The following is a 20,122-nucleotide window of genomic DNA, read 5'->3' on the forward strand; positions in this document are numbered from 1 at the left end:
ACGGGGGGAGGCCACCCCACCCCGAGGAATGGCCATGCCTCGTCCGACCTCCGCACAGCTCGCCTACGGCTCCTCCACCGTGATCTTCTCCACCCTCGCCATGTTGCTGCTGTCGCAGACGAGTTCGGGCCTGGGCATCGCCGTGATCGCCCTCGCCGCGCTCGCGCTCGGGCTGCTCGTCGCCATGACGGTCCCCCTGCCGAAGTCCGCGTCGGCCGCGGCGGGACGGCCCGCCGAGGCCGTCCGTCCGGGCGCGGCCGTCGGCTCCGGCTCGCACGCCGAGTCCGTACGCGAACCGGCGGGTCCATGACCTGCGAACCCGCCGGCTGACGCGGCACCACCGCCCGTGCGTTCAGCGCCCGTTCACGCCGTGCTGACCACCACGGTCCTGGCCGCCTTGTCGTGCAGACCCTGCTTGAAGGGCCGGTCGAAGAAGCTCCAGCCACCGCAGATGATGGTCCAGACGATGGCGCAGCAGAACGCGAACGGAAGCCACAGCACCGCCGCGCGGATCAGCGAGGTCTGCAGGGTCGGGGTGGCGCCGTCGGCGAGATTGGCGACCCGCAGGTTCATCAGCTTCTTGCCGACCGTCTGCCCGTCCTTGCTGGTCATGTAGGTGTCGTAGGCGATGTAGAGGATGGCCGCGATCACCGACTGCCCGATGGATCTGCCGGACTGGACCTGGTCGTAGTTGATGTTGTAGTTGGTCTGGTGGAACGCCAGGGACAGCAGCCAGACGACGATCCCGACGAGGATCATGTCGATGACCCGCGCGATCACCCGCTTGAGGCTGTCGGCGAGCGGGGGCATTCCGGCGAGGGGGTTCCTGTCGCCGTAGGGACCGCCTGAGTACGGGCCGCCTCCGTATGGTCCGCCGCCGTACGGGCCGCCTCCGTAGCCGCCGCCTGAGTACGGGCCGCCGGAACCGGGGGGTGGTGCGCCGTACGGAGGTTGACCGCCGGGGGGTCGCTCGCCGTACGGGGGTTCACGGCCGGGTGGGGGCTCGCCGTACGGAGGTTCGCGGCCGGGTGGGGGCTCGCCGTACGGGGGTTCGCCGCCGGGGGGAGGAGCGCCTCCGTGGGGCGGCCAGCCGCCGGGCGGGGGCTGCTGTCGTCTGGACGGGTCGGGGTCCGGGTAGCCCTCGGGGCCGGGGGGCGGCGGTTCGGTGCTCATGGCCCGAGTCGACCGCGAACCCCCCGACTCCGCATCCGTACAGGTCCGTCCGGGTCAGCCCGCTACGAACGTGTGTGCGGCCTTGTCGTGCCAGCACTGGCGCCAGGGGCGGTCGAACACGCACCACAGCACGCCGACGACCCCGACGAGCAGCAGACCGGGCACCCCGTAGACGAGCCAGCGGACCAGCGCCTTGCCGAAGCTCGGCGGCTCATGGCCCTCGATGTCCCGCACCTGGAGGCCGCACAGCTTCTTGCCGAGCGTACGGCCCCAACGCGCCGTGGGCAGCGCCTCGTAGAGGACGCCGAAGCCGAGGAACACGGCGAGCACGACGGCGAGATACACCGAGGTCGTGCCGTCGAGCAGCCACACCGTGACCGTCTCCCCGGACAGCCTGGCCGCGTCGAGCTTGGCGTCGACATGGTCGATCGCCTTGGTGCCGAGCGGCACCGCGACCGCGCCCGTGGCCAGCGCCAGGACCAGGGTGTCGAGCAGCCGGGCGGCCAGCCGTCTGCCGAGGCCCGCGGGCCGGGCCGAGGCCTGGGCGCGGGCGGCGGCCTGGAACGGGTCCTCCACCGGGGGCTTCCACGGGGCGACGGGCTGCTCGTCGGCGGCCGGACTCGCGAGGTGCTGCACCTGCTGCGCCCAGGAGGCCGGCCGCTGCTCGCCGGGGTCGGGAGCGGCGGACGGGGCGGCGGCCTGCCGGGGGAAGCCGGGGACGGCCGGCGGCGGGAGCGAGCCGACGGACTGCTGCGCCGGCAGGTCCACCGAGGGCCGCGCGGGCGGGGAGGCGGTCCGCCGCGGGGCGGGCTCCGGTGTCTCGGGGGCCGCGCCCGCCGCGCGCGGGTCGGCGGGCTGTCCCGTACCGGAACCGGCCGCCCGCGTGCTTCCGCCCCGCTCCCCCGTGCGCGGGGAGAGCGCACGGAACTTCATGGTGCCGTCGGAGGGGGCGGGGTCGTCGGTACCGGCGGGACCCTCGGCGCGCGACGGCCTGCGGAAGACGACGGTGCCGTCCGGGGCCGGGGAGTCGGCGGGCGGGATCGTCGCCGTGCCGTCCGTCCGGGGCGCCGCGTCCTCGGGGGCGCTCACGAGCGGGAGGCGCGGGTCGGCGCCCTGGGGCGCGCCCCAGGCCACCCGGTGGTCCTGGGCGCCGCCGAAGCCGGACTGCCGGGCGGGCTCGGCGCCCCAGGCGGAAGCCGGTTCCAGGCCGCCTCCGGGCTCGTCCGCGGCGGTCACCTGGGCGGGCTCGTCCTCGTCGAAGAAGTGCGGCCCGGTCTCCTCCACCGAGGGCTGCGCGGGCTGCACGCCGGGCGGCGGGGGCAGCGGGCGGCCGTCGGTGGGCGCCGGCCTGCTGGTGCCCGGCACCCAGGAGGCGCCGTTCCAGTACCGGACATATCCAGGGATGGATGGATCCGGGTAGTACCCCTCGCGGGGCCTGTCGTCACCGGGTGCCGGGGTTGGGGCGCTCATGTCCGTCGTCCCGTATCTGCTCGGGGGGTTGGGTCGGCCTCCACATCTATCAGACCCGCGCACCTGTCAGGGGCGGACCGCCCGTACCCGCCCCTGTCCGGGCGACCCCCGGGGGTCAGAAGAGCTTGCCCGGGTTGAGGATGCCCAGCGGGTCGAAGACCTGCTTGACGCCGCGCTGCATCTCCACGCCCACCGGCCCGAGTTCGCGGGCCAGCCACTCCTTCTTCAGGATGCCCACGCCGTGTTCGCCGGTGATCGTGCCGCCGAGTTCCAGGCCGAGCGCCATGATCTCGTCGAACGACTCGCGGGCGCGCCGGGTTTCGTCCGGGTCCTGTGCGTCGAAGCAGACGACCGGGTGGGTGTTGCCGTCGCCCGCGTGGGCGCAGACGCCGATGGTGAGCCGGTACTTCTCCGCGATGCGTTCGACGCCCTCGATCATCTCGCCGAGCCGGGAGCGCGGTACGCACACGTCGTCGATCATTGTCGTGCCCGCGGTCGCCTCCAGCGCGGGCAGCGACAACCGCCGTGCCTGGAGCAGGAGTTCGGACTCGGCCGCGTCGTCGGCCGGGACCACCTGGGTGGCGCCCGCGGCCTCGCACAGCGCGCCGACCGCGGCGAGGTCCGCCGCCGGGTCCGCGGTGTCGAAGGCGGCGAGCAGCAGCGCCTCGGTGGTCTCGGGCAGGCCCATGCGCGTCAGTTCGTTGACGGCCTTGACGGTGGTGCGGTCCATGAGTTCGAGCAGGGAGGGCACATGCCCTCCGTCCATGATCCGGCACACGGCCTCGCAGGCGGCGGCAGCGGAGGCGAACTCGGCTGCCAGGACGAGCTGTCGAGGCGGTTGCGGCTTCAGCGCGAGCGTCGCGCGTACGACGATGCCGAGCGAGCCCTCGGCGCCGACGAAGAGCCGGGTGAGGTCGTATCCGGCGACGCCCTTGGCCGTACGGCGGCCGGTGGACAGCAGGCGGCCGTCGGCCAGGACGACGTCGAGCCCGAGGACGTACTCGGCCGTCACCCCGTACTTGACGCAGCACAGTCCGCCGGACGCGGTGCTGATGTTGCCGCCGATGGTGCACGTCTCCCAACTGGAGGGATCCGGCGGGTAGAAGAGGCCGTGTTCGTTCACCGCGCGGGAGAGCGTGGCGTTGACGACGCCGGGTTCGACGACGGCGATTCGGTCGACCGGGTTGATCTCCAGGATGCGGTCCATCCTGGTCAGCGAGAGCACGACGCAGCCGTCGGAGGCGTTGGCCGCGCCCGACAGGCCGGTGCGGGCACCCTGCGGGACGACCGGCACGCGCAGGGCCGTGGCGGTCCGCATGACGTGCTGGACCTCTTCGACCGTGCGCGGCAGCACGACCACGGCCGGGGCACCGGCCGCGCAGAAGCTCGCCATGTCGTTCGCGTACGAGGCCGTGATGTCGGGGTCGGTGAGGACGGCATCGGCGGGCAGACCGTCGCACAGGCGGCTGACGAGATCGCCCGTGACGTGGTCGCGCGGGGCTTCGATACGGCTCATGATCTCAAGCGTCGCACCCGGGGACGGCGCTGTGAAGCCCGTCGCCGCCGGGCGATGCGGCGAAGGCATCGCCCGGCGGGCGGCGTACGGCGCGGGTTACAGGTTGCCGCGCCTTTCCTGCTCGCGCTCGATGGCCTCGAAGAGGGCCTTGAAGTTGCCCTTGCCGAAGCCCATGGAGCCATGGCGCTCGATGATCTCGAAGAAGACCGTCGGGCGGTCCTGGACCGGCTTGGTGAAGATCTGGAGCAGATAGCCGTCCTCGTCGCGGTCGGCGAGGATCTTCAGCTCGCGCAGGGTGTCGATCGGGACGCGGGTGTCGCCGACCCACTCGCCGAGGGTGTCGTAGTACGAGTCCGGGGTGTCGAGGAACTGGACCCCGGCCGCCTTCATCGTCCGTACCGTCTCGACGATGTCGTTCGTGTTGAGCGCGATGTGCTGGACGCCCGCGCCGCCGTAGAACTCCAGGTACTCGTCGATCTGGGACTTCTTCTTGGCGATGGCGGGCTCGTTGATCGGGAACTTGACCTTGAGCGTGCCGTCCGCGACGACCTTGGACATCAGCGCGCTGTACTCGGTCGCGATGTCGTCGCCCACGAACTCCTTCATGTTCGTGAAGCCCATGACCTTGTTGTAGAAGCCGACCCACTCGTTCATGCGGCCCAGCTCGACGTTGCCGACGCAGTGGTCGACCGCCTGGAAGGTGCGGCGGGCGGGGGGCTCCACGATCGGGTCGGCGTCGATGTAGCCCGGCAGGTACGGGCCGTCGTAGCCGGAGCGCTCGACCAGCGTGTGGCGGGTCTTGCCGTAGGTGGCGATCGCGGCCAGGACGACGACGCCGTGCTCGTCCTTCACCTCGTGCGGCTCCTCGATCGAGCGGGCGCCGTGCTCGATGGCGTAGGCGTACGCGGCACGCGCGTCCGGGACCTCGATGGCGAGGTCGATCACGCCGTCGCCGTGCTCGGCCACATGCTCGGACAGGAAGGTGCCCCACTCGGTCGAGGGCTTGACGACCGAGGTGAAGACGAACCGGGCGGAGCCGTTCTCCAGCACGTAACTCGCGGTCTCGCGGCTGCCGTTCTCGGGCCCGGAGTAGGCGACCAACGTCATGCCGAAGGCGGTGGAGTAGTAGTGAGCCGCCTGCTTGGCGTTGCCCACGGCGAAGACGACCGCGTCCATTCCCTTGACCGGGAACGGGTCTGCCTCGCGCGCGGTGCCGGGGGTGTGCTGTGTGGTCTGCGTCATAGCGGCAGCCTCGCCCGCGTCCGCAAGGTGCGCAATAGTTTGCGCATCCACTGGGCACTCTGTTCAGCACTACGCCCGCATCGGCGGGCGATCTGTACAGGATGACCATGGCGGGAGCGGTATGGCGATCGATCATCTGGATGCCCGGCTCATCGTGCTGCTGGCGCGGGAGCCGCGGATCGGCGTGCTGGAGATGTCCCGGCGGCTCGGGGTCGCGCGCGGCACCGCGCAGGCGCGGCTGGACCGGCTCCAGTCGAAGGGGGTGATCCGCGGCTTCGGGCCGCAGGTGGACCCGGCGGCGCTCGGCTATCCGGTCACGGCGTTCGCGACGCTGGAGATCCGGCAGGGGCAGGGCACGGAGGTACGGGCCCATCTGGCGACCGTCCCCGAAGTGCTCGAACTGCACACCACCACGGGCACCGGGGACATGCTCTGCCGGCTGGTGGCGCGGTCGAACGCGGATCTTCAGCGGGTGATCGACCGGGTCGTCGGGTTCGAGGGCATCGTCCGGGCCTCCACGGCGATCGTCATGGAGAACGCCGTGCCGCTGCGGATCATCCCGCTGGTGCAGCAGGCGGCGGAGGACCAGGGTCGGCCGTAGGTCCAATGGGGCGCTGGCGTCGCTGAGTTGGGGCCGCGCAAGTTCCAAAGAACTCGTTGCAAAGAACCCGTTGCAACGAGTTCTTTGCAACGCTATCTTTGGACCCATGAACGAGCCCCAGCAGCCCCAGAAACCGCAGGTCCGTGATCTCGACGCCCGCTCGCTGCGTGGACTCGCGCATCCGCTGCGGATGCGGCTGCTCGACTCCCTGCGCTTCGACGGACCGGCCACCGCGTCCCAACTGGCGCAGAAGCTGGGCGAGTCGAGCGGTTCGACCAGCTACCACCTGCGCCAGCTCGCCGCGCACGGCTTCGTGGAGGACGCGCCGGAGCGGTGCAAGGGCCGGGAGCGGTGGTGGAAGGCGGTGTACACGGGGATACGGCTCAACGACTCCCTCCTCCAGGACGAGAACCCGGAGGTGCGCGGCGCCGCCGAGCTCTACCTCCACGAGGCCGCGACCAAGCAGATGCGCGATCTGTCGACCTGGCTGGGCAACCGCCACACCCTGCCGGAGGAGTGGAACCACGCCGGGGACATGAGCAGCGCGACGCTACGGCTGACGCCGGAACTGGCCCGCGAACTCGTCCTGAAGATGCACGCGCTCATCGACGAGTACCGCGATCTGCCCGCCACCGAGGACGACCCGCAGGCCGCGCGCGTACGCATCCACACGCACGCCTTCCCCATCGCCACGGACTGACGCGACTGCACGGATCGCGACCGCACGGATCGCACGGACCGGACCGCACGAACCGACCACGGACTGACACGGACCGAAAGGCAACGACGATGAACACCGACAACCGCCTCGCCCTGCACCACGCCCGCGCCGCCGACCTCCGCGCCCAGGCCGACGCCGATCACCTCGCCGAGCTGGCCAGGCAACCGCGCGACCTGCGCGTACGCCTCGGCTGGACGCTGGTGGAGGTCGGCCTGCGGATGGCCTCGACGCCTCGGCCCGCCGCCGCCGTCGCCTGCTAGCGCGTCAGCAGCTCGGTACGCCCTTCCCCTTCTCCAGGGACACCAGCGCGTCGACCGCGCTCTTGAGCGTCGTCACCGGGACCAGGCGCAGGCCCTTCGGCAGTTCCGCCTTCGCGTCGGTGCACTCCGCCCTCGGGACCAGGAAGACGCTCGCGCCGTCGCGGTAGGCGGCCTGGGTCTTCAGGGCCACCCCGCCGACCGCGCCCACCCGGCCGGACGCGTCGATGGTGCCCGTACCGGCGACGGTGCGACCGCCCGTGAGGTCACCGCCGTGGCCGTCGCCCCGCAGCTTGTCGATGATGCCGAGCGTGAACAGCAGGCCCGCGCTGGGACCGCCGACGTCCGCGAGCTTCAGAGTGACCTTGACGTCCTTGTCGCTGAGCTTCAGGTACGTCAGCGCCGCCCGGGTCGCCGCGTCCTGGGACTGCTTCATCTGCTCGGTGTTGTGCCGCTCGATCTCCTCGAGGTTGTTGCCGCTCGGGTAGACCGCGTCGCGCGGCATCACCGCGCGGTCCGTACGGTTCCAGCCGTCGATCACGTCACCGAGGTGGACGCGCACGTCGGGGCCCGTGGCCACGATGGTCGTCATCCGCAACTGGCCCTTGGTCGTACGGGTGGGCGCCCCGCTGATCGTGATCACGGGGGCGCCCTTGTTCTCGCCGAGGACGTTCGCCGTCATACCGGGCTGCGCCACGGCGAACGGCAGTGGCGCGAACGCCGCCGTGGCGAGCAGGGCCACGACGGGCAGGGCGCAGAGGGCGACGGCCTTGGGGCGTGAGAGGCGAGAGAGCACGGAGTCAATCTAACGTGAGCGTGCGCCGCGGCCGGGCGCCGGTCAGGCCGCGGGGCCAGGGCGCGTGAGCGTGTACCAGCCGTCCCGGGACATGGCCGTCGCGCGGAACCCCTCGGCGAAGGCCTCGGTGAGCACCTCGCGGAGGGCGTGGCGCCAGCGCCGGGCGAGGGCCGCGTCGGCGGCGCGCAGGGTGACGATGTCGTCGGGGACGCGGCACCACAGCCGCCGCCCGTCACGGGCACGCCGTACGAGCGGGGCGCCGTCCGGAGCCGTGCGGGTCTCCCCCGCTCCGGCGAAGCCGGTGGTGGTGGGGTCACCGTGCGCGGACGGGCTCCGGGGTGCCGTCAGGTCCCAGGTCACGGTCAGCCGGTCGCTCTCGTCGCCGTCGTTCACCCCGTCGGCCATCGGACCGTAGAAGTCGACCAGGTACTCCGTGCCGGTCGCGCCCAGCTTGACCAGGTTGAAGCGGGCGTTGCGGCCCACCAGCGGGTCGAAGGTCCAGCGCAGCGTGCGGACGCCGTGCCCCAGGGCCCAGCCGCGCTGCGTCTGCTTGACGGCGTACCCGACGCCGCGGTCGGCCGCCGCCACCAGGGAGTACGCGTCCGCGGCGGCGGGCGGACCGAAGACGGCGACGCAGGCCCCGGCGAGCCGGTCCCCGTCGGCGGTGTACGCGGCGTGCACGGCCCCGCCCGCGTGCACCAGGCTGTGCAGCTCCTCCGCGGGCAGCGGCGGGGCATGCCGCGGGGTCCGCCAGACGTCGCTGAAGTAGTCGGCCACAGCGGCGAGGCCGGTGACGTCGTGCACGGTGCGCAGGTGGACGCCCGCGGCGCGGGCGGCCTCGTCCGCGAGCCGAGCCGCCCGTTCCCGAAGGTCCGTCTCTGCTGTCATGGGTCGAGTCTGCCCGTTTCGGACCGGCTGAAGTACCGCTCGGACGACCGGAGTTGCGGGCGATGACGGGGTGAGACGGGGACATCGGCGGGAGTTGAGGAGGACGGCGGGGCGCTCAGCGCAGCGCCTCGGCCACCTCCCGTGCCGCCTCCCGCACCCGCGGCCCCACCGTGTCCGGCACCGCGTCCGAGAGCATCACGACACCGACGCTGCCCTCGACCCCGGTCACCCCGAGCAGCGGTGCCGCCGCGCCGCTCGCGCCCGTCTCCAACTCCCCGTGCGTGAGCGTGTATCCGGGCTCGCTCACCGGCTGCCGACGCGCCTCGAGGATCGCGCGGCCGGCCGCACCCCGGTCGAGCGGATGCCGGAACCCCGGGCGGTAGGCCACGTGGTAGTCGGTCCAGGTCGGCTCGACCACGGCGACGGCTAAAGCGTCCGCACCGTCGACCAGGGTGAGATGCGCGGTCGCGCCGACGTCCTCCGCGAGCGCCCGCAGCGCGGGCAGGGCCGCCTCCCGTATCAGCGGGTGCATCTGGCGGCCCAGGCGCAGCACGCCGAGTCCGACCCGGGCGCGGCCCCCCAGGTCGCGGCGGACGAGAGAGTGCTGCTCCAGGGTGGCGAGCAACCGGTAGACCACGGTCCGGTTCACGCCCAGCCTGGTGGACAACTCGGTGACGGTCAGGCCGTGGTCGGTGTCGGCGAGCAGCTTGAGAACCCTGAGGCCCCGGTCGAGCGTCTGGGAGGTCTCCGCGGTCACGACGCCCACTCCTTCGGTGGTGAGTCGGCGGTCTCTTTCGCGGCGGATGCGCCGCCGAGTCCCGTCGGCGACGCGCCAGAAGGCCACCGGTTGGCTGGCGGCCCGGGAGAGATCCCGAGCTCAGTCGCTGTTCGGCTGCGCTCCGCGGCGACGCTGCCACGGGGCGTGCGCAGCGTGACAGTACGCGAGCCGGTTCGCTCAGCGGAAGGCTCAGTCCAGAATCCGGTCAGTGGCTGGTACGTACTGCTTCGATTTGCTCGGGTATGGAAGCGGCGCGCGCCCCTGCGCGGGGCGCGCGCCGACATCGCCTGCGCATGTCACCGCATACGGGTGGCCCACTCCTGGACCTTGGCGATCCGCTGGCGCAACTGGCCCGCGGTGCACTCGGCGCTCGGCGGGCCGCCGCACACCCGGCGCAGCTCGGTGTGGATCGCGCCGTGCGGCTTGCCGCTCTGGTGGACGTACGCGCCGACCATGGTGTTGAGCTGCTTGCGCAGTTCGAGGAGTTCCTTGTGGGTGACCACCGGGCGCCGCTCGGCGGGCAGTTCGAGCAGATCGGCGTCCGTGTCCGGCTTCTTGCGGCTGTGCGCGATCTGCCGGGCCTGCCGCTTCTGGAGCAGCAACTGCACCTGCTCGGGCTCCAGCAGGCCCGGGATGCCGAGGTAGTCCCGCTCCTCCTCGCTGCCCGGGTGGGCCTGCATGCCGAACTCGGCGCCGTTGTACATGACCCGGTCGAAGACGGCGTCGGACTCCAGCGCCTCGAAGGGCAGCATGTCCTGTTCGCCGGTGTCCTCGTCCTGCTGCTTCTCGGCCTCCTGGAGGAGCTTGTCCTCCTCCGCGTACGGGTCCTCCTCGCCCTCCTTCTTCGGCTTGTCGAGGACGTGGTCGCGCTCGACCTCCATCTCGTTGGCGAAGGTCAGCAGGTCGGGGACGGTGGGCAGGAAGACGGAGGCGGTCTCACCGCGCCGCCGCGACCGTACGAAGCGGCCGACGGCCTGGGCGAAGAAGAGCGGGGTGGAGATGGTCGTCGCGTACACCCCGACGGCGAGCCGGGGCACGTCGACGCCCTCGGACACCATGCGCACCGCGACCATCCAGCGGTCGGTGCCGTGGCTGAACTCGTCGATGCGGTCGGAGGCGCCCGTGTCGTCGGACAGGACGAGGGTCGCCTTGTCGCCGGTGATCTCGCGGATGAGCTTGGCGTAGGCGCGGGCCGAGTCCTGGTCGCTGGCGATGACGAGGGCGCCCGCGTCCGGTATGGCTCGGCGGACCTCGGTCAGCCGCTCGTCGGCGGCGCGCAGCACGCTGGACATCCAGTCGCCGCGCGGGTCGAGGGCGGTGCGCCAGGCCTGGCTGACGGCGTCCTTGGTCATGGGTTCGCCGAGCCGGGCGGCGATCTCGTCGCCCGCCTTGGTGCGCCAGCGCATGTTGCCGCTGTAGGAGAGGAAGATGACGGGCCGCACGACGTTGTCGGCGAGCGCGGAGCCGTAGCCGTAGGTGTAGTCGGCGGCGGAGCGCCGGATCCCGTCGTTGCCCTCCTCGTACGCGACGAAGGGGATGGGGTTGGTGTCGGAGCGGAACGGCGTACCGGTGAGGGCGAGCCTGCGGGTCGCGGGTTCGAACGCCTCCAGACAGGCCTCGCCCCAGGACTTGGAGTCACCGGCGTGGTGGATCTCGTCGAGGATGACGAGGGTCTTGCGCTGCTCGACGCGGTTGCGGTGCAGCATGGGCCGGACGCCGACGCCCGCGTAGGTGACGGCGACGCCGTGGTACTCCCGGCCGAGCGGTCCGGCGCTGTACTCGGGGTCGAGCTTGATCCCGACCCGGGCCGCCGCCTCCGCCCACTGCTTCTTCAGATGCTCGGTGGGCGCGACCACGGTGACCTGCTGCACCACATGGTGGTGGAGCAGCCAGGAGGCGAGCGTCAGCGCGAAGGTCGTCTTACCGGCGCCGGGGGTGGCGACCGCCAGGAAGTCCCGGGGCTGTTCCTGGAGGTACTTCTCCATCGCGCCCTGCTGCCAGGCACGCAGCTTGCTCGCGGTGCCCCAGGGGGCGCGGCCGGGGAAGGCGGGAGAGAGGTGATGGGAGGTGGAGGCGGTAGTAGTCACGGTCTCCGGGTTCGTTGTGCTGGGCTACGTAGGACAACCGGGCCACCCTACCGGCGGCCCGGCGCCGCGTTCGCCCGAACGGCACGGGCTGACTTGGGGATGGGACTCAGCTCACACCGGCGCGTGCAGCACCCTCAGCCGCTGGGCGATCAACCCCGCATCCTCCAGACTCCCGGCCGCCACCTCCTGATGGGGCCAAAGTGGTACCGCTCAGGAGTGAACCCGCACCCGTCGTGTCACCCACGCCCCCACCAGGGCCACCACCGCCATCGTCAGGAACACCACCGCGAACGCGGTCGGGTGGGACGTGGTGTCGGTGGTGGTCGACGTGGTGTGGCCTACCGTGCCGCCGCCGAGGGCGGCGAAGGCGGCGCCGCCCGCTGCCAGGAGGAGGACGTTGGAGAGGGCGTCGGAGATCTGGAGGGCCGCGGAGTTGGTGCCGGCCTCCTCGGGGGCCGAGAGCTGGAGCAGCAGCACACTCGTCGCGGCGATGACCAGGCCCATGCCGAAGCAGCCGAACGCCCAGGCCACGGCGAGGGTCCAGACCGGGACGGCGGGGATGAGCACGCTGGGCGCCGTGACGATCGCGGCGGCCACGAACACCATGCCGACCGTCATCAGCCGCTCGCGGTAGGGCGCGAGGCGCGGCCGGGACTGCACCCAGGAGCCCAGCGCCCAGGTCAGCCCGCCCGCCGCGAGCGAGAACCCGGCCAGCGTCGGGGAGAGCCCGCGCTGGGTGACGAGCATCAGCGGCACGAAGGACTCCGCGGCGATGAACGAGCCCGCCGCGACCCCGCGCAGCAGCACCACGGACGGCAGCCCGCGCGCCGCCCGGTAGGTGCCGTGCGGCAGCAGCCCCCGTACGGCGGGCACCAGCAGCGCGACGCCCGCGGCGGCGGGCAGCAGGGACAGCCAGCGCAGGTCCTGCGCCGCGTACTCGAGGAGCCCGGCGCCGAGCGATATGGCGAAGGCGAGCTGGATGCGCCGCCGGTCGAAGGAGGCCGGGGCGGCGCCCTCCCGCACCGGTCCCGCCGCCCGCCGTCGTATCTGGGGCAGGGCGATCGCCAGCGGGAACACCACGAGCACCGGGATGCTGAGGAAGACCCAGCGCCAGCCGAAGTGCTCGGTGACCGCGCCCGAGGCGAGCGGTCCGACGATCGAGGGCACGACCCAGGCCGCCGCGAACGCGGCCATGATCGCCGGACGCAGCCGCTCGGGATAGGCCCGCCCGACGACGACGTACAGCGCGACGATCACCAGCCCGCCGCCCAGCCCCTGGACGGCCCGGCCCGCGATGAACACCCACATCGAGCCCGCGGTCCCGGCCAGTACAAGGCCCACCGCGAACGAGCCGATGCCCGTGGTCAGCGCGCCCAGCGGCCCCCGCTGGTCCGACCACTGCCCGGACAGGACCATGCCGAACAGGCTCGTGGTGAAGAACCCGGAGAACGCGAACGCGTACAGCGACACCCCGTCCAGTTCCCGCGCGGCCACCGGCATCGCCGTGCCGACCGCCGTCGCCTCGAAGGCGATCAGCAGGATCACCGAGACGATGCCGATGCTCAGGGCCCGGTGGGGACTGCTCAGGATGCCGGTGCGGTCGTCCACGTCATCAGCGTCTTGGGAGTCGGTACGGGTCTCGACGGAGACGACGGGAGCGTCGGCGACATCGCTGTCGCTGTCGCGGGGTTCGAGGGCAGCCATGCTGTTCAGCGTAAGGGGCTCGGCGCGGTCAGGCTCCTGTCGGAAGACGGTGATCCGGCTGCGACCTTGGTCCTAGACTGTCCTGGACCGCCGCACGGCGCGGCACGGCCCGAAGGCTCGCCGCCGCACCGCTCACTGCGTCGTCACCACCGCCGCCTGCGGGCGGATCGGCAGGCGGTTGACCGGGCGGCCCGTCGCCGCGCGGACCGCTGAGGCGATCGCCGCCGGAGACGTCACCACGGGCACCGCGCTGACCGACTTCGCGCCGAAGGGCGCGACCACGTCCCGCTCCTCGATCAGCTTCACGATCCGGATGTCGGGCGCGTCCAGGGCCGTCGGCAGGGAGTAGCCCGTCAGATCGGGATGGCGGACCAGACCGCGCGCCGTACGGAGGTTCTCCGTGAGCGCGATGCCCACGCCCTGGGTGACCCCGGCCTCCACGCGCGCGGCGAGCTGCGCGGGATTCAGCACCCGGCCCACGTCCTGCGCGAGCGCCACTTCCACGACCCGGACCGAGCCGAGTTCGACGTCCACGTCCACCACCGCGCGGATCGCGCAGAACGCGAGCCCCACGAAGGCGTCGCCCTGGCCCGTCTCGTCCAGCGGTTCCGTCGGGTGCGGGCGGCACTGCGCCGTGGCCCACAGCTCCTTGCCGTCCAGCGCCTCGGTGACCGTGGTCGACAGCACGCCGTCGTACGAGGTGATCTTGCCGTCGGTGATCTGGAGCAGCTCGGTCGACATGCCGAACTTGTGTGCGAGCGGTTGCAGCAGTTGGGTGCGGACCATCTTCGCCGCGCGTTCCACGGCCCCGCCCGACACCCAGGTATGACGGCTGCGGCAGCCCGCGCCCGCCGGCGGCTGGTCCGTGTCGGCCGGCGCCACGTACACCTCGTCGATGCCGAGCGTCTCCTGGACGATCTGCCGGGCCAGCGTGGTGAAGCCCTGTCCCGTCTCGACCGCCGCGCACAGGACCGTGGCCACCCCGTCCTGGACCTTCACCGTCGCGGTGGAGACCTCGTCGGTGCCCTCCGCGCCGAGCATGTGGACCATGCCGAGGCCGTAGCCGACACCGCGGCGCACGGCACCCGGCTCGCCCGCGCCCTCGAGACCGCCGGGCAGCAGCCACTCGTCCGCGGGGGTGTCCTTGGGCAGCGGGGGCAGCGGGTGTTCCCGTACGGCCTCCAGCAGTTCGGCCACCGGCGCCGGACAGGTCACCGTCTGGCCCGTCGGCAGGACGTCGCCCGTCGCCATGACGTTGCGCAGCCGCAACTCCGCCGGGTCCAGGCCCAGCTTCTTGGCGAGCTTGTCCATCTGGGCCTCGTACGCCGCGCACACCTGCATCGCGCCCTCGCCCCGGACATGGCCGGAAGGCGGGTTGTTGGTGCGCACGGCCCAGCCCTCGATGAAGGCGTTCGGCACCGCGTACGGGCCGCAGGCGAAGGACACCGCGGCGGCGAGCGCCTCCGCGGAGGTGTCCGCGTACGCGCCCGCGTCCAGCAGGATCTGCGCCTCGACCTTCACCAGCTTGCCCTCGGCGTCCGCGTGATGGCGGTAGCGCAGCAGGGTGGGGTGGCGGTGCACGTGCCCGAGGAAGGACTCCTCGCGCGTCACGGTCAGCTTGACCGGGCAGCCGGTGCGCAGCGCGAGCAGGCCGAGCGGGACCTGGAAGCCCTGGTCCTCCCGGTCGGCGGTGGCGCCGGGCACCCCGGTCACGACGATCTTCACCCGTTCGGGTGGCAGACCGTAGACCGCGGCGGCCCGGTCGCGGTCGGTGTGCGGGTCGGTGGAGGCGAGATACAGCTCGACCCCGCCGTCCGGCCGGGGCACGGCGAGACCGGCCTCCGCGCCGATGGGGGCCGGGTCCTGACGGCCGATGCGGTACAGGCCCTCGACGACGGTCTCGCCGACCGCGTCCGGGTCACCGTGGCGCAGCGGGATATGGCGGATCAGATTGCCGTCGGGATGCAGCGGTTCGGCCTCGAAGGCCTGCTCCGGGTCGGTCACCGGGTCGAGCACCTCGTACTCGACGATGACGGCGGCGGCGGCCATGCGCGCGGTGTCGGGGTGGTCGGCGGCGACGGCCGCGATCGGCTCCCCGTGGTGGCGCACGACCTCGGAGGCGAACACCGGGCGGTCGACGGTGCCCCGGCCGAGGAGCGGGCTGCCGGGCACGTCCTCGTGCGTGATGACGGCCCGGACGCCGGGCATCTCGCGCGCGTGCCGCGTGTCGATGGACACGATGCGCGCGTGCGGATGCGGTGAGCGCAGCACGGCGGCCCACAGCAGGCCCTCGGCCCACAGGTCGGCCGTGTACGGGAACGTGCCCTCGGTCTTGGCGCGGATGTCGGTGGACGGCAGGCTGGCGCCGAGGCCGTGCGGCAGCGGCTCGGCGGCGGGCAGGGCCGTCTCGGTGGTCGTGGTGGCTTCGCTGCTCACGCCTGGCCTCCGTCCTGGCCGTACGGGTGCTCGTTCAGGGCCGCGTCGTCGAAGACGGAGGGCGCCGCCTCGGCGTGCTGCCCCGGTTCGGTCTCGGTGTGCTCGGTGTGCGCCCGGCGTCCGGCGGCGACCTGGGCCACCGCATCGAGGACCCCGCGATAGCCCGAGCAGCGGCAGAGGTTGCCGCACAGGGCCTGGCGGGTCTCGCGTTCGGTGGGCGCGGGGTTGCCCTCCAGCAGGTCGTGCACGGTCATCGCCATCCCGGGGATGCAGAACCCGCACTGCACGGCGCCGCACTCGGCGAGCGCCCGCTGTACGTCCGAGGGGTGGCCGTCGACGGCGAGCCCCTCGACGGTCCGCACCTCGCTGCTCGCGGCGGTCACGGCGGGCACCAGGCAGGAGGCGACGAGGCGGCCGTCGACCTGGACGTTGCAGGCACCGCACTCGCCTTGCGAACAGCCGTCCTTGGCCCCGGCGAGCCCGAGCCGCTCGCGCAGCACGTACAGCAGCGACTCGCCGATCCAGGCGTCGCTGACCGGGCGGTCGGCGCCGTTGACCCGCAGGACGTAGGAGGCCAACGGGTGGTCGTCGAGGGCGAGTTCGAGCGTCGGTTCGGGGGCGGGCTCGGGAGTGGGTTCGGCGGCGGGCTGCTCGGGCGCGGCCTCGGGAGCGGGGGCCGCAGCCTGCTCGGGCGTCGGCTCGCTCGCGTCCGCCTCCGCGTCCGCATCCGCTTCCGGTGCCGGGTCCGCGGCCGGTACGGGTACGGGTACGGGGTCCGGAGCGGCGGGTACGGGATCGGCGACCGGAACGGCGTCCGGCGCCGGGTCGGGCGTCTCCTCGGCGGCCACCGGGGCGGCGGGCTCGGGCAGTTGCCCGGCGGTGACCGGCGCGGCGGGCTCGGACTGCTGCGGGACCGCCGCGGGCTCCTGCGGGGCCCCACCGGCGAGCGCGTCCTCGTACGACGGCTCTTCCGGCAGCTCGACGGGCGCCTGCGCGGCGCTCTCCCCCGCGGGGTCCGTCCACGGCTGTCCCGGCTGTCCGGCCGGTTCCGCCGGTTCCGTCACCCAGGGTGCCGCCGCGCCGCCCGGCAGGGTCGCGGGCGGGGTGTGGCCCCACTGCTCGACCAGCGACGACGTGTTGAACTCGCCCGAGTCGTCGGAGAGTTCACCGTCCGCCACGGGGATCGACCACTGCCCGGTGACGTCATGCCCGGCGACGGGCTGCTCCGGCTGTGCGGGCGCGGCGTCCGCCATCGTCCACTGCGCGGTCGCGGCGGGGTCGTAGGTGAACCGGTCGTCCCCGCCCTGACCGGTGGCGGCGTTCGCGTCGGGCCAGTGCACATTCCCGGCGGCCTGATCCCAGGCGCCCGCGGTGTCGGTGGCCGGTGGGAACGCCGGGGGCACGAAGCCGTGGCCCGGCGCGGCCAGGGGGCTGTAGGAGGCGAGAAGGGCGTCGACGCCGCCCTCGGGAAGCTGGACGAAGGCCGTGGCCCCGTCGTCGTACTCCCCCTGGGGCAGCCGTTCCCAGGACCCGCGGGCGCTCTCGTGGGCGGCGTCCTCACGGTGCTGGTCGTCGGTCACGACAGCGCCCTCCCCAGTGCTCGACGGGCCAGCGCGGCGACGGTGCGCCGCAGATGCAGTACGGCGGGCGGAAGCGGTGGCACGGTGCCGTCCTGCGCCGGTTCCGCGTCGGGGACGCACGCCGTGGCGACGTACTCCCCGAAGGCGGTGAGCACTTCGGGGGCGATCGCGCGGTCGTTGTCCCAGTCGATGAACTGGGCGACCCACCGCTCGGCCTCCAGCGGGCGCAGCGGCATCGGCGCTATGGCACCGACCGCGCACCGCACCCCGCGCCGCGCCGGGTCGAGGACGAGCGCCACGGACGCCGTCGCCCGGCCGGGGCCCGTGCGTCCGGTCGCCTTCAGGAAGACCTGGGGCGCGTGCAGCAGCGGAACCCGTACGTAGCCGACGAGTTCACCGCCGCGCAGCATCTCCACGCCCGCGAGCAGATGCGAGACCGGGATCTCGCGGCGGGCGCCGCCGGGGCCCGCGACGACCAGCGTGGCCTCCAGGGCGGCGAGCACCGGAAGCGCGTCGCCGGTGGGCGCGGCCGAGACGATGTTGCCGCCGAGCGTGCCCGCGTTGCGGATGTGCGGTGGTCCGGCCGCGCGGGCCGCCGCCGCGAGGGCGGGGATGAGCGCGGCGAAGTCGGGGCGTCCCATCCGGGCATGGGTGAGGCCCGCGCCGAGCAGCGCATGGCCGTCCTGGTACTGCCAGCCACGGATCTCACTGATGCGGCCGAGTCCGACCAGCGCGGCGGGCCGCAACTGCCCGGAGTTGACCGCGACCATGAGGTCGGTGCCGCCCGCCACGGGGACGGCCGCCGGCATGGCGGCGAGCGCCGCCACGGCCTCGTCCAGCGAGGCGGGCAGGGTCACGGCCTGCGCCGCCCGCGGTGCCTGCGTGGTCAATCCGGCTGCCCCTTCCCACTGCCCCACCTGGTCCCCACCTGTGCTGCCGTACGGTACGTGCTGACAGGAGGGACGTGGCAACTCTGGCACATCTTCCCCCACCCGCGACGCGGGGGTCCGCCAGGAGAGACTCACCCCCCACCCCGGGACTTGGCCCGCTTTGCCATGACATCGACACCGACGGCGAGTTTCCACCGATCAGTGCTTCTTGCACGGGTTTTGCCCATGTGGGGCCACGTTTCCAGGGAGTCGGGCCGTCGGCGGGCACCTCGGCCGCGCCTCACACGTTCGGGGGCGCGCCCTCGATCGGGCGTCCGAGCACGCCGGGTCGCCGCTGCCAGGGGCGCGGTCCGGTGGGCGGCCGGTAGGCGACGCCCAGGGCGTCAAGTCGGCGGTAGTGGGCCGCCATCCGCCGCTCGAAGCCCGCGACGTCGCGGTCCGCGGGGGCGGGCAGCGCGCTCCAGGCGACCTCGGCGAACGCCGCGAGCCGGGGGAACATCTGGTAGTCGATCCGGTCCTGATCCTCGGTCACCTCGGTCCACATGTTGGCCTGCGTACCGAGCACATGCCGCGCGAGGTCGCCGGTGAGCTGCGGGGGAACCGGCTCGAAGCGGTAGACGTCCGCCAGCGTGCGGACGTATCCGATGGGCACCGGCTCGTCCTCGCCGCCGTCCTCACGGAAGTTCAGGTACACCTGCTGCTCCGGGCACATGACGACGTCGTGTCCCGCCCGCGCGGCCGTGACGCCGCCCGCGTATCCGCGCCAGGAGGACACCGCGGCCCCTTGTGCCAGGCCGCCTTCCAGGATCTCGTCCCAGCCGATGAGCCGACGGCCGCGGGCGGTGAGCCAGGTGTCGAAGTGGCGGATGAACCAGGACTGGAGTTCGTCCTCGTCGGCGAGGCCCAACTCCCTGATGCGTGCCTGCGCGGCCGGGGACCGCCGCCACTGGTCCTTGGGGCATTCGTCGCCGCCGACATGGACGAAGCGCGAGGGGAACAGCTCCAGAACCTCCTCGAACACCCCTTCGTAGAACCGCAGGGTGGTGTCGGTGGGGGCGAGGACGTTCGGGTTGACGCCCCAGTCGTCCCAGACCGTGAGGGAGGCCGTGTCGACGACGTCGCGGTTGCCGAGTTCCGGATACGCGGCGATGGCCGCCTGACTGTGTCCCGGCAGATCGATCTCGGGGACGACGGTGATGTGCCGCTCGGCCGCGTAGGCGACGATCTCGCGGATGTCGTCCTGCGTGTAGTAACCCCCGTGCGGCTTCCGCTCCCACAGCGGCGAGGCCCGGTGGCCGTAGCGCGTGCGCGCCCGCCAGGAGCCGGTCTCGGTGAGCTTCGGGTACCGCTTGATCTCCAGGCGCCAGCCCTGGTCGTCGGTGAGGTGGAGGTGCAGGACGTTGAGCTTGTGCGCGGCCATCAGGTCCAGTTGGCGCAGGACCCCGTCCTTGGGCAGGAAGTGCCGGGCGACGTCGAGCAGGAGGCCGCGCCAGCGGAAGCGGGGCGCGTCCTGGATCCGCAGCAGCGGCAGCCGCCACCGCCGGTCCGGCAGGGGCGCGCGCCGGAAGGCGTCGGGGCCGAGCAGTTGCCGTAGCGTCTGCGCACCCCAGAAGAGGCCGGCCGCGCCGCCGCCCACCAGGTGCGCACCGGTCGCCTCGATCGTGAGGTCGTAGCCCTCCTCGCCCAGGTCACCGGTGGCGCTCGGGTCGACGGTGAGGCGGAGGACGCCGCCGTCCGCGGCGCGCGCCGGAAGGGGCAGCCCGGTGGCCGCGCCGAGCGTGGCGCGCAGCCAGCGCTCGGTCCGTTCGGCGCCGTCGCCCGCGATCAGCCCGGTGGCGGAGATCAGGTCGAAGAAGCCGGCCTCGGGGGCGGTCACCCGGCCGGGCTCGGGAATCAGGTCCGTCATAGCAGTGCTCTACCGCCCCACCGGGCCCCGGGACCAGCCCTCGTACGCGGATACCTCTCGTACGCGGATACGCAGTA

General features: G+C 72.9%; 17 protein-coding genes. 4 read left to right on the top strand and 13 right to left on the bottom strand.

The genetic code is table 11. The annotated features are described in order from the left end of the window. Window positions 1-34: 34 nt before the first annotated feature. Window positions 35-310, top strand: coding sequence for a hypothetical protein (locus tag ACZ60T_RS23530; RefSeq protein WP_469667637.1), 276 nt, complete (start codon window positions 35-37; stop codon window positions 308-310). A 53-nt stretch (window positions 311-363) separates the two neighbouring features. Here ACZ60T_RS23530 and ACZ60T_RS23535 read toward each other — a convergent pair whose 3' ends face one another. The 4 genes from ACZ60T_RS23535 to hppD form a co-directional block, all read right to left on the bottom strand. Beyond that, window positions 364-1,173 carry an RDD family protein gene (locus ACZ60T_RS23535; protein ID WP_469667638.1) on the bottom strand — a complete coding sequence of 270 codons (810 nt, stop codon included), beginning with the start codon at window positions 1,171-1,173 and terminating at the stop codon, window positions 364-366. Between the two features lie 54 nt (window positions 1,174-1,227). Continuing rightward, window positions 1,228-2,643, bottom strand: a complete 1,416-nt coding sequence (locus tag ACZ60T_RS23540; protein ID WP_469667639.1) for an RDD family protein — start codon at window positions 2,641-2,643, stop codon at window positions 1,228-1,230. 115 nt (window positions 2,644-2,758) lie between these two features. After that, a complete protein-coding gene (locus ACZ60T_RS23545; protein WP_365618500.1) occupies window positions 2,759-4,159 on the bottom strand; it encodes an FAD-binding oxidoreductase in 1,401 nt (466 codons plus the stop codon). A gap of 96 nt (window positions 4,160-4,255) precedes the next feature. After that, a complete protein-coding gene (gene hppD / locus ACZ60T_RS23550) occupies window positions 4,256-5,401 on the bottom strand; it encodes a 4-hydroxyphenylpyruvate dioxygenase (RefSeq protein ID WP_469667640.1) in 1,146 nt (381 codons plus the stop codon). 121 nt (window positions 5,402-5,522) lie between these two features. On the opposite strand from hppD, the gene ACZ60T_RS23555 reads away from it, so the two are divergent. From ACZ60T_RS23555 to ACZ60T_RS23565, 3 genes are all read left to right on the top strand, one after another. Next, complete coding sequence (locus tag ACZ60T_RS23555; RefSeq protein ID WP_469667641.1) at window positions 5,523-6,002, top strand: Lrp/AsnC family transcriptional regulator; 480 nt, start codon at window positions 5,523-5,525, stop codon at window positions 6,000-6,002. 106 nt (window positions 6,003-6,108) lie between these two features. Next, window positions 6,109-6,702 carry an ArsR/SmtB family transcription factor gene (locus ACZ60T_RS23560; RefSeq protein WP_469667642.1) on the top strand — a complete coding sequence of 198 codons (594 nt, stop codon included), beginning with the start codon at window positions 6,109-6,111 and terminating at the stop codon, window positions 6,700-6,702. 89 nt (window positions 6,703-6,791) lie between these two features. Then, window positions 6,792-6,983, top strand: a complete 192-nt coding sequence (locus ACZ60T_RS23565) for a hypothetical protein (RefSeq protein ID WP_469667643.1) — start codon at window positions 6,792-6,794, stop codon at window positions 6,981-6,983. Window positions 6,984-6,987: 4 nt separating this feature from the next. On the opposite strand, the gene ACZ60T_RS23570 is transcribed toward ACZ60T_RS23565, so the two are convergent. The 9 genes from ACZ60T_RS23570 to ACZ60T_RS23610 form a co-directional block, all read right to left on the bottom strand. Further along, entirely contained in the window at window positions 6,988-7,776 is a 789-nt protein-coding gene (locus ACZ60T_RS23570; RefSeq protein WP_469667644.1) for a S16 family serine protease, read from the bottom strand. A 42-nt stretch (window positions 7,777-7,818) separates the two neighbouring features. Next, window positions 7,819-8,664 carry a chorismate synthase gene (locus tag ACZ60T_RS23575; protein WP_469667645.1) on the bottom strand — a complete coding sequence of 282 codons (846 nt, stop codon included), beginning with the start codon at window positions 8,662-8,664 and terminating at the stop codon, window positions 7,819-7,821. Window positions 8,665-8,779: 115 nt separating this feature from the next. Next, entirely contained in the window at window positions 8,780-9,421 is a 642-nt protein-coding gene (locus ACZ60T_RS23580) for an IclR family transcriptional regulator (protein ID WP_469667646.1), read from the bottom strand. A gap of 317 nt (window positions 9,422-9,738) precedes the next feature. Then, window positions 9,739-11,529 carry a DEAD/DEAH box helicase gene (locus ACZ60T_RS23585; RefSeq protein ID WP_469667648.1) on the bottom strand — a complete coding sequence of 597 codons (1,791 nt, stop codon included), beginning with the start codon at window positions 11,527-11,529 and terminating at the stop codon, window positions 9,739-9,741. A gap of 210 nt (window positions 11,530-11,739) precedes the next feature. Continuing rightward, entirely contained in the window at window positions 11,740-13,233 is a 1,494-nt protein-coding gene (locus ACZ60T_RS23590; protein WP_469667649.1) for an MFS transporter, read from the bottom strand. Window positions 13,234-13,365: 132 nt separating this feature from the next. Beyond that, window positions 13,366-15,669, bottom strand: coding sequence for a xanthine dehydrogenase family protein molybdopterin-binding subunit (locus ACZ60T_RS23595; protein ID WP_469667651.1), 2,304 nt, complete (start codon window positions 15,667-15,669; stop codon window positions 13,366-13,368). Then, on the bottom strand, window positions 15,666-17,249 hold the full coding sequence (locus tag ACZ60T_RS23600; RefSeq protein ID WP_469667652.1) for a (2Fe-2S)-binding protein: 1,584 nt from the start codon (window positions 17,247-17,249) through the stop codon (window positions 15,666-15,668). The genes ACZ60T_RS23595 and ACZ60T_RS23600 overlap by 4 nt, the downstream gene beginning before the upstream one ends. Then, window positions 17,246-18,139 carry an FAD binding domain-containing protein gene (locus ACZ60T_RS23605; protein WP_365618458.1) on the bottom strand — a complete coding sequence of 298 codons (894 nt, stop codon included), beginning with the start codon at window positions 18,137-18,139 and terminating at the stop codon, window positions 17,246-17,248. Before ACZ60T_RS23605 ends, ACZ60T_RS23600 begins: the two co-directional genes overlap by 4 nt. Window positions 18,140-18,419: 280 nt before the next feature. Next, on the bottom strand, window positions 18,420-20,045 hold the full coding sequence (locus ACZ60T_RS23610) for a beta-N-acetylhexosaminidase (protein WP_469667653.1): 1,626 nt from the start codon (window positions 20,043-20,045) through the stop codon (window positions 18,420-18,422). Window positions 20,046-20,122 lie beyond the last annotated feature (77 nt).

The organism is Streptomyces sp. NPDC104371 (assembly GCF_055583785.1).